The organism is Streptomyces capoamus (assembly GCF_014654935.1).
GTDB lineage: Bacteria > Actinomycetota > Actinomycetes > Streptomycetales > Streptomycetaceae > Streptomyces > Streptomyces capoamus.
Genome location: NZ_BNBF01000025.1, coordinates 81,662 through 88,569 on the forward strand (window position 1 = coordinate 81,662; position 6,908 = coordinate 88,569).

At 72.8% G+C, this 6,908-nt stretch carries 6 protein-coding genes; 2 read left to right on the forward strand and 4 right to left on the reverse strand.

Translation table 11 applies throughout. The features are described from left to right. Positions 1–376 precede the first annotated feature (376 nt). Positions 377–1,678 (forward strand): PP2C family protein-serine/threonine phosphatase, encoded by a 1,302-nt coding sequence (locus tag IE312_RS31150; protein WP_189985605.1) that lies wholly within the window; start codon positions 377–379, stop codon positions 1,676–1,678. A gap of 80 nt (positions 1,679–1,758) precedes the next feature. Here the strand turns inward: IE312_RS31150 and IE312_RS31155 are convergent, their stop codons facing one another. The 3 genes from IE312_RS31155 to IE312_RS31165 all read right to left on the reverse strand — a co-directional run bounded on the left by IE312_RS31155 (position 1,759) and on the right by IE312_RS31165 (position 3,362). Continuing rightward, entirely contained in the window at positions 1,759–2,103 is a 345-nt protein-coding gene (locus IE312_RS31155; RefSeq protein WP_189985630.1) for a DUF2516 family protein, read from the reverse strand. Between the two features lie 108 nt (positions 2,104–2,211). After that, positions 2,212–2,805 (reverse strand): hypothetical protein, encoded by a 594-nt coding sequence (locus IE312_RS31160; protein ID WP_189985606.1) that lies wholly within the window; start codon positions 2,803–2,805, stop codon positions 2,212–2,214. 80 nt (positions 2,806–2,885) lie between these two features. Then, the gene (locus IE312_RS31165) at positions 2,886–3,362 is read right to left on the reverse strand and encodes a helix-turn-helix domain-containing protein (RefSeq protein ID WP_189985607.1); all 477 of its coding nucleotides are present in this window, start codon (positions 3,360–3,362) and stop codon (positions 2,886–2,888) included. A gap of 187 nt (positions 3,363–3,549) precedes the next feature. Between IE312_RS31165 and IE312_RS31170 the strand changes: the two genes are divergently transcribed. Then, positions 3,550–5,916, forward strand: coding sequence for an ATP-binding cassette domain-containing protein (locus tag IE312_RS31170; protein WP_189985608.1), 2,367 nt, complete (start codon positions 3,550–3,552; stop codon positions 5,914–5,916). Between the two features lie 182 nt (positions 5,917–6,098). Here IE312_RS31170 and IE312_RS42655 read toward each other — a convergent pair. Next, positions 6,099–6,908, reverse strand: an 810-nt coding sequence (locus IE312_RS42655) for a helicase domain-containing protein (RefSeq protein WP_502267000.1), incomplete at its 5' end; no start/stop codon positions are given.

Sequence of the window (6,908 nt, forward strand, 5' to 3'; positions counted from 1 at the left end):
TGATCGGTGGCCGACAGGCCATGTGATCGGTGCCCGACAGGCCATGTGATCGGCGGCCGGCAGGCCATGTGATCGGTGGCCGGCAGGCCATTCCGGTGGTCATGGGCGTGTCGTTGGTGTGGTGATGTGTGTCATGTGACCCACCGCACGGCCAACCCCCGTGCAAACGCCCGCGGGACGTGAGCTTCGTCATCCCCTCCGGGCCGTCACCCTGTCCAACTGCGGTACAAAACGCGGCATATGACAGCCACGCCCCACGGAGCGACGCGGCTCACACCATTCCATCGGGGCGGTCCCAGCCGCTATGGTCCCGGTCGGTGGGTCGAGACCCCTCGACGCCGCCGTGCCCTCGGGGGGAGGGAAGGAACCCAGGACGATGCCCGTACCCGTACCGCGGCAGAGAGCGATCCCGGCCGTGGAGAGTGGTCAGGCGCAGGCCGCCCGCACAGTCGGCGGCCCCCTCAAGGAAGAGGCCCACCGCGACGCCACGCCCGTGAGCGGCACCGGCGCCACTCTCACCCTGCTGCTGATCGAGGACGATCCGGCCGGCTCGCCGATCGTGCCCGACCTGCTGGACGCGTCCGGCAAGCCGATCCGCGTGCGTACCGCCCGCAACCTCACCGAGGCCGAGCGGCTGCTCACCGACGACGTCCACTGCATCCTGCTGGACCTGGCGCTCCCGGCGCCGGGCGGCAGTGGCAGCGACGACGAGCTGGCCGTGCTCAAGCACGTCCTCCAGCTCGCGCCCCGGCACGCCGTGCTCGCGCTGACCGCCTCCGGCGACGCCGAGCGCGGCGCCGAGGCCGTGCGCGTGGGCGCTCAGGACTACCTCTTCCGGGACGAGCTGGACGGCCGGCTGCTCAGCCGTGCCATCCGGTACGCCGTGGAGCGCAAGCGGTCCGACACGGCCGAGCGCCGGCTCGCCGAGGGCAAGCTGCGCGCGCAGGAGAACCGCCGCCTGGAGCGCGGTCTGCTGCCCACCCCGCTGCTGGAGGGCTCCTCGCTGCGTTTCGCCGCCCGCTACCGTCCGGGCCGGTCCCGGGCGCTGCTCGGCGGCGACTTCTACGACGCCGTCCGCACCCCCGACGGCACGGTGCACGCCATGATCGGCGACGTCTGCGGGCACGGCCCGGACGAGGCCGCGCTCGGTGTGGAGCTGCGCATCGCCTGGCGGGCGCTGACCCTGGCCGGGCTGTGCGGGGACGAGCTGCTGAACACCATGCAGCAGGTGCTGGAGCACGAGCGCGCCGACGAGGAGATCTTCGCGACGCTGTGCACGGTGGACATCGCCCCCGACGGCCGCCGGGCGGGCCTGTGCCTGGCCGGCCACCCGGCCCCGCTGATCGCCCGTCCGGGGCGCCCGGCGCGGCTGCTGCCGTACGACAACAACGGGCCCGCCCTCGGGCTGCTGCCCGGTGCCCGCTGGCCGCGGATGCAGGTGGAGCTGGGCGCCGAGTGGAGCCTGATGCTCTACACCGACGGTCTGATCGAGGGCCGCGTCGGCGAGGGCGGGGAGCGGCTCGGTCAGGACGGCATGCTGGAGATGATCCGCCGGCAGCTCTCCCAGGGGCTGCGGGGCGAGGAGCTGCTGCGGGCCGCGGTGAGCGAGGTGCGGGACCTCAACGGCGGTGAGCTGACCGACGACGTCGCGGTGGTGCTGCTGGACCGGACGCGGTAGGCACGATCCCGGCGACCCGTGCCCGTGGTGGCGCCCACGCGCGCATCGGCCGGCGGGCGGCCCGGCGCGGCGGGAGGCCGCTAGCGGCCTCCGTTGTACGGGCCGTAGGGACCGTCGCTGCTGCTGCCCCGGCGGCGGCCCCAGCCGCGGCCGCCGCCCACCTGCTGGAGGGCGGGGCGGACGTCGACGATGTAGACGATGCTCGCGACCGCCCCGGCGACGGGGAGGATGGACAGGATCGAGAACAGGTAGCTGACCACGAGCGCGATGCCGAGGATGATCAGCCAGAACACCTTGTTCTGCTTGTCGGCCGCGCGGAAGGCGTCCTCGCGCCGGAACGCGGCGTCGAACAGCCCGAACGCGGCCAGGGCCATCAGAATGATCTTCAGGATGCCCAAGAATCCCGCGAAGCCCAACATCAGCATGTCGTCCACCGCCCGTTGATCGCCGGTCCTGCTACGCCGCCACCGTACCCATAGAACGGGCCGGGCACCCCAAAGGTGCCCGGCCCGGACCCGTATCGTCGGCCATGGTCACTGGGCCGGCGGGACGGTCCTCTTCCCGTTGGCGGGCTTGCGCGGGCCCGTCGCCTTCTTCGCCGCGGGCTTGTCGTCCTCGGCGGTCCCGGCCGCGGCCGGCCGCGGCTCCTCGTCCTTGTCCTGGGCCGGCTCGGGCTTGCCCTCGACGACGATCGCCAGTTCCTCGATCTCCTCGGCGGCCTCGCCGCGCCAGGTCTTCACGGCCTGCTCGCCGTGCTCGGCGACCCGCTCGTACGTCTCGCGGGCCTTGACGGCGTACTCGGCGGCGACGCCGACACCGCGCAGGGCGAGGTCCTGGGCGCTCTCACCGAGCTTCTTCAGGTCGACGTCGATGGTGCCGATGAACTCGGTGACCTTGGCCTGGAGGGTCTCCTGCGCCTCCTTGGCGCGGGCGGCGGCCTTCTCCTGCACGGCCTTGGGGTCGGTGTTGCGCACGGCCTCGATGCGGGCCGGCGCCTCGGCGCGCAGCTGCTCGACCAGGGCCGGCACCTTCTTGGCCTGCTGAAGCGCCAGGTTGGCGGTACCGGCGGCGAAGTAGAGCGGAGTCGGGTCGCTGAGGGTCTTGCGCAGGTCGTCGGTGATGGCCATGGTGAGGGTCCTCCCGGATCGGATTCGCGTTCGGCTGGGTTGGTGTGGTCCGCGGCGGGCGTCCGGAGCCCTGGTCCGGCTTATCCGGCCGTCCGCCGCGGGCCTGTGTCCGTGTCACTTCCTGCGGCGGCATCGCCCGCGCCGGCCGTCCGGCCGCCGTCGCCGGCCCCCTGGTCCGTGGTCCCGTGCCCGTCCTCGGCGCCGCCCCGGAATCCGTTCTCCTTGCGGAAGGACTCGTAGATCTGGAGCAGCACCTGCTTCTGCCGCTCGTTGAGGGACGGGTCGGCGAGGATGACCGCCCGGGTCTCCACGTCGTCCCGGTCCCGCTCGGCGTCGAGGATGCCGGCGCGGACGTACAGCGTCTCGGCGGAGATGCGCAGGGCCTTGGCGACCTGCTGGAGCACCTCCGCGCTGGGCTTGCGCAGCCCGCGCTCGATCTGGCTCAGGTACGGGTTGGACACCCCGGCGGCGTCGGCGAGCTGCCGCAGCGACAGCTGGGCGTTCCGCCGCTGTTCGCGCAGGTACTCACCGAGATTGCCGACGTTCAGCGATGCCATGCCTCCACCATGCCCCAGTCACGCTAACAATTGCAAGCACCTCGCTTGCAAGAGTGTACCGGCGTGTCGTGGCGCGTCGTGGAGCACCGGAGAGCACCGCAGCGACCCGCCGGCGTCGGGGACAGCGTGCGGGACGGGTCAGGAATGGAGAAGCGGCCACGCCGTGCGCGCCACTACGGTGACCGGCATGGACGACGCCATCGCACAGCACGCCGCAGACCGTCACGATGTGATCCGGGTGCACGGGGCACGCGAGAACAACCTCAAGGACGTCAGCGTCGAGATCCCCAAGCGCCGGCTGACGGTGTTCACCGGGGTCTCCGGCTCCGGGAAGAGCTCGCTGGTGTTCGACACCATCGCCGCCGAGTCGCAGCGCCTGATCAACGAGACGTACAGCGCGTTCGTCCAGGGCTTCATGCCCAGCCTGTCGCGGCCCGAGGTCGACCTCCTCGACGGCCTGACCACCGTGATCAGCGTCGACCAGCAGCGGCTGGGCGCCGACCCGCGCTCCACGGTCGGCACCGTCACCGACACCAACACCTTGCTGCGGATCCTGTTCAGCCGGCTCGGCACGCCCCACGCGGGCCCGCCCGGGGCGTTCGCCTTCAACGTGCCCTCGGTCTCGGCGTCCGGTGCGATCAAGGTGGAGCGCGGCGCCAAGAAGGCGGAGAAGGTCACCTTCAACAAGATCGGCGGCATGTGCCCGCGCTGCGAGGGCCGCGGCTCGGTCTCCGACCTCGACCTGACCCAGCTCTACGACGACACCAAGTCGATCAACGAGGGCGCCTTCACCATCCCCGGCTACACCGGCGGCGGCTGGAACTCCCGGCTCTACGCCGAGTCCGGCTTCTACGACCCCGACAAGCCGATCCGCTCGTTCACGCAGCGGGAACTGCACGACCTGCTGCACCGCGAGCCGACCCGGATGAAGATCGCGGGCATCAACATGACCTACGAGGGTCTGATCCCGCGCCTGCAGAAGTCGATGCTGTCCAAGGACAAGGAGGCGATGCAGCCGCACATCCGGGCGTTCGTGGAGCGTGCGGTCACCTTCGCCGCCTGCCCCGACTGCGACGGCACCCGGCTCGCCGAGCACGCCCGCGCCTCCAAGATCCGCGGCATCTCCATCGCGGACGCCTGCCGGATGGAGATCCGGGACCTGGCCGACTGGGTGCGCGCCCTCGACGAGCCGTCGGTGGCCCCGCTGCTCTCCTCGCTGCGGCAGAGCCTCGACTCCTTCGTGGAGATCGGCCTCGGCTACCTCTCCCTCGACCGGCCCGCGGGGACGCTGTCGGGCGGCGAGGCGCAGCGCGTCAAGATGATCCGCCACCTCGGCTCCTCCCTCACCGACGTCACCTACGTCTTCGACGAGCCGACCGCGGGCCTGCACCCGCACGACATCCAGCGCATGAACGGCCTGCTGCTGCGGCTGCGGGACAAGGGCAACACGGTGCTCGTCGTGGAGCACAAGCCGGAGGTCATCGCGATCGCCGACCACGTGGTGGACCTCGGCCCCGGCGCCGGCACGGCGGGCGGCACCCTCTGCTTCGAGGGCACCGTCGAGGGGCTGCGGGCCGGAGGCACGCTCACCGGGCGGCACCTGGACGACCGGGCCGCGCTGAAGGAGAGCGTCCGCAAGCCCACCGGCGCGCTGGAGATCCGGGATGCGCGGGCGCACAACCTCCAGGGCGTCGACGTCGACATCCCGCTCGGTGTGCTGGTGGTCGTCACCGGGGTCGCCGGTTCGGGCAAGAGTTCGCTGGTGCACGGATCGGTCCCGGCCGGGGAGGGCGTGGTCTCGGTCGACCAGGCGCCGATCCGCGGCTCGCGGCGCAGCAACCCGGCGACGTACACCGGGCTGCTCGACCCGATCCGCAAGGCGTTCGCCAAGGCCAACGGCGTGAAGCCGGCGCTGTTCAGCGCCAACTCCGAGGGGGCCTGCCCGACCTGCAACGGCGCCGGGGTCATCTACACCGACCTGGCGATGATGGCCGGGGTCGCCACGACCTGCGAGGACTGCGAGGGCAGGCGGTTCGACTCCTCGGTGCTGGAGTACCGGCTCGGCGGGCGGGACATCAGCGAGGTGCTGGCGATGCCGGTGTCCGAGGCGGAGGAGTTCTTCGGCGACGGCGAGGCCCGTACGCCGGCCGCCCACCGGATCCTGCGGAACCTGGCCGACGTGGGGCTCGGGTACCTCACCCTGGGCCAGCCGCTCACCACGCTGTCCGGTGGTGAGCGGCAGCGGCTGAAGCTGGCGACGCACATGGCCGACAAGGGCGGGGTCTACGTCCTGGACGAGCCGACCACCGGGCTGCACCTCGCCGACGTCGAGCAGTTGCTGGGCCTGCTCGACCGGTTGGTGGACTCCGGCAAGTCGGTGATCGTCGTCGAGCACCACCAGGCGGTCATGGCGCACGCCGACTGGATCATCGACCTCGGCCCGGGTGCCGGCCACGACGGCGGCCGCGTGGTCTTCGAGGGCACCCCGGCCGAACTGGTCGCGGGGCGCTCCACGGTGACGGGGGAACACCTGGCGGAGTACGTCCGCGCGTGACGCCGCCTGCGGGGTGGCGGGTGGCGCGTGGGGTGCGGGGTGCCGGGTGTGCGTCGGCGGGTGCGGGTGCGTGGGGGCTGGTCGCGCAGTTCCCCGCGCCCCTGGCGGGGCCGATGCAGGACGGCACGTGCGGGTGCGTGGGGGCCGAGCGCGCAGTTCCCCGCGCCCCTGGCGGGGCCCGGTCAGAACGGCAGCGGGCGGGTGTGGATCACGTCCAGGCGGGAGACCGCTCGGGTCAGTACCACGTACAGGCGGTGTGCGCCGCGGGGTTCCGCCTCGGCCACGGCGGCCGGTTCGACGGCGATGACGTGGTCGTACTCCAGGCCCTTGACCAGGCTCGCGGGGACCAGGGTCAGCCGGGCGCCGGGTGTGTCGGGGCCGGCCGGGCCGAGGCCGGCCGCGGTGAGCGCGGCCCGGACCCGGTCGGTGTCCGCGTCGGCCGTGATCACGCCGACGGAGCCCTCCCGGGCGAGGGCGTCGCGGACGGCGGTCACGGTGGTGCCCGGCAGGTCGTCGGTGGGCCGGAGGGTCAGTTCGCCGTCGGTACGCAGGGAGGTGGCGGCGGGGACGGCGACGTCCAGGCGGCCGAGCAGCCGGTTGGCGAGTTCGAGGACCGCGGCCGGCACCCGGAACCCGGTGGTCAGCGGCACCACGGCCGCGTCCGGCCGGCCGAGGTGGCGCAGTTGCACGGACCAGTCGCGGGCGGCCCACGGGGTGGTGCCCTGGGCGAGGTCGCCGAGCACGGTCAGCGAGCCGAAGGCGGCCCGGCGGGCGACGGCCCGGCATTCCATGGGCGAGAGGTCCTGCGCCTCGTCCACGACGAGGTGGCCGTAGCCCTCGGGGTGTTCGACCAGTCCGGCGAGTTCGTCGAGCAGGACCAGGTCGGCGGGCGACCAGCGGGCCGACTTGTACGAGCGCGGCGGGCGCGGCCACAGGAGGGCCGCCTGCTCGTCGGGGTCCAGCAGGCCGTCGGCCGCGCGGGCCAGCGCCCC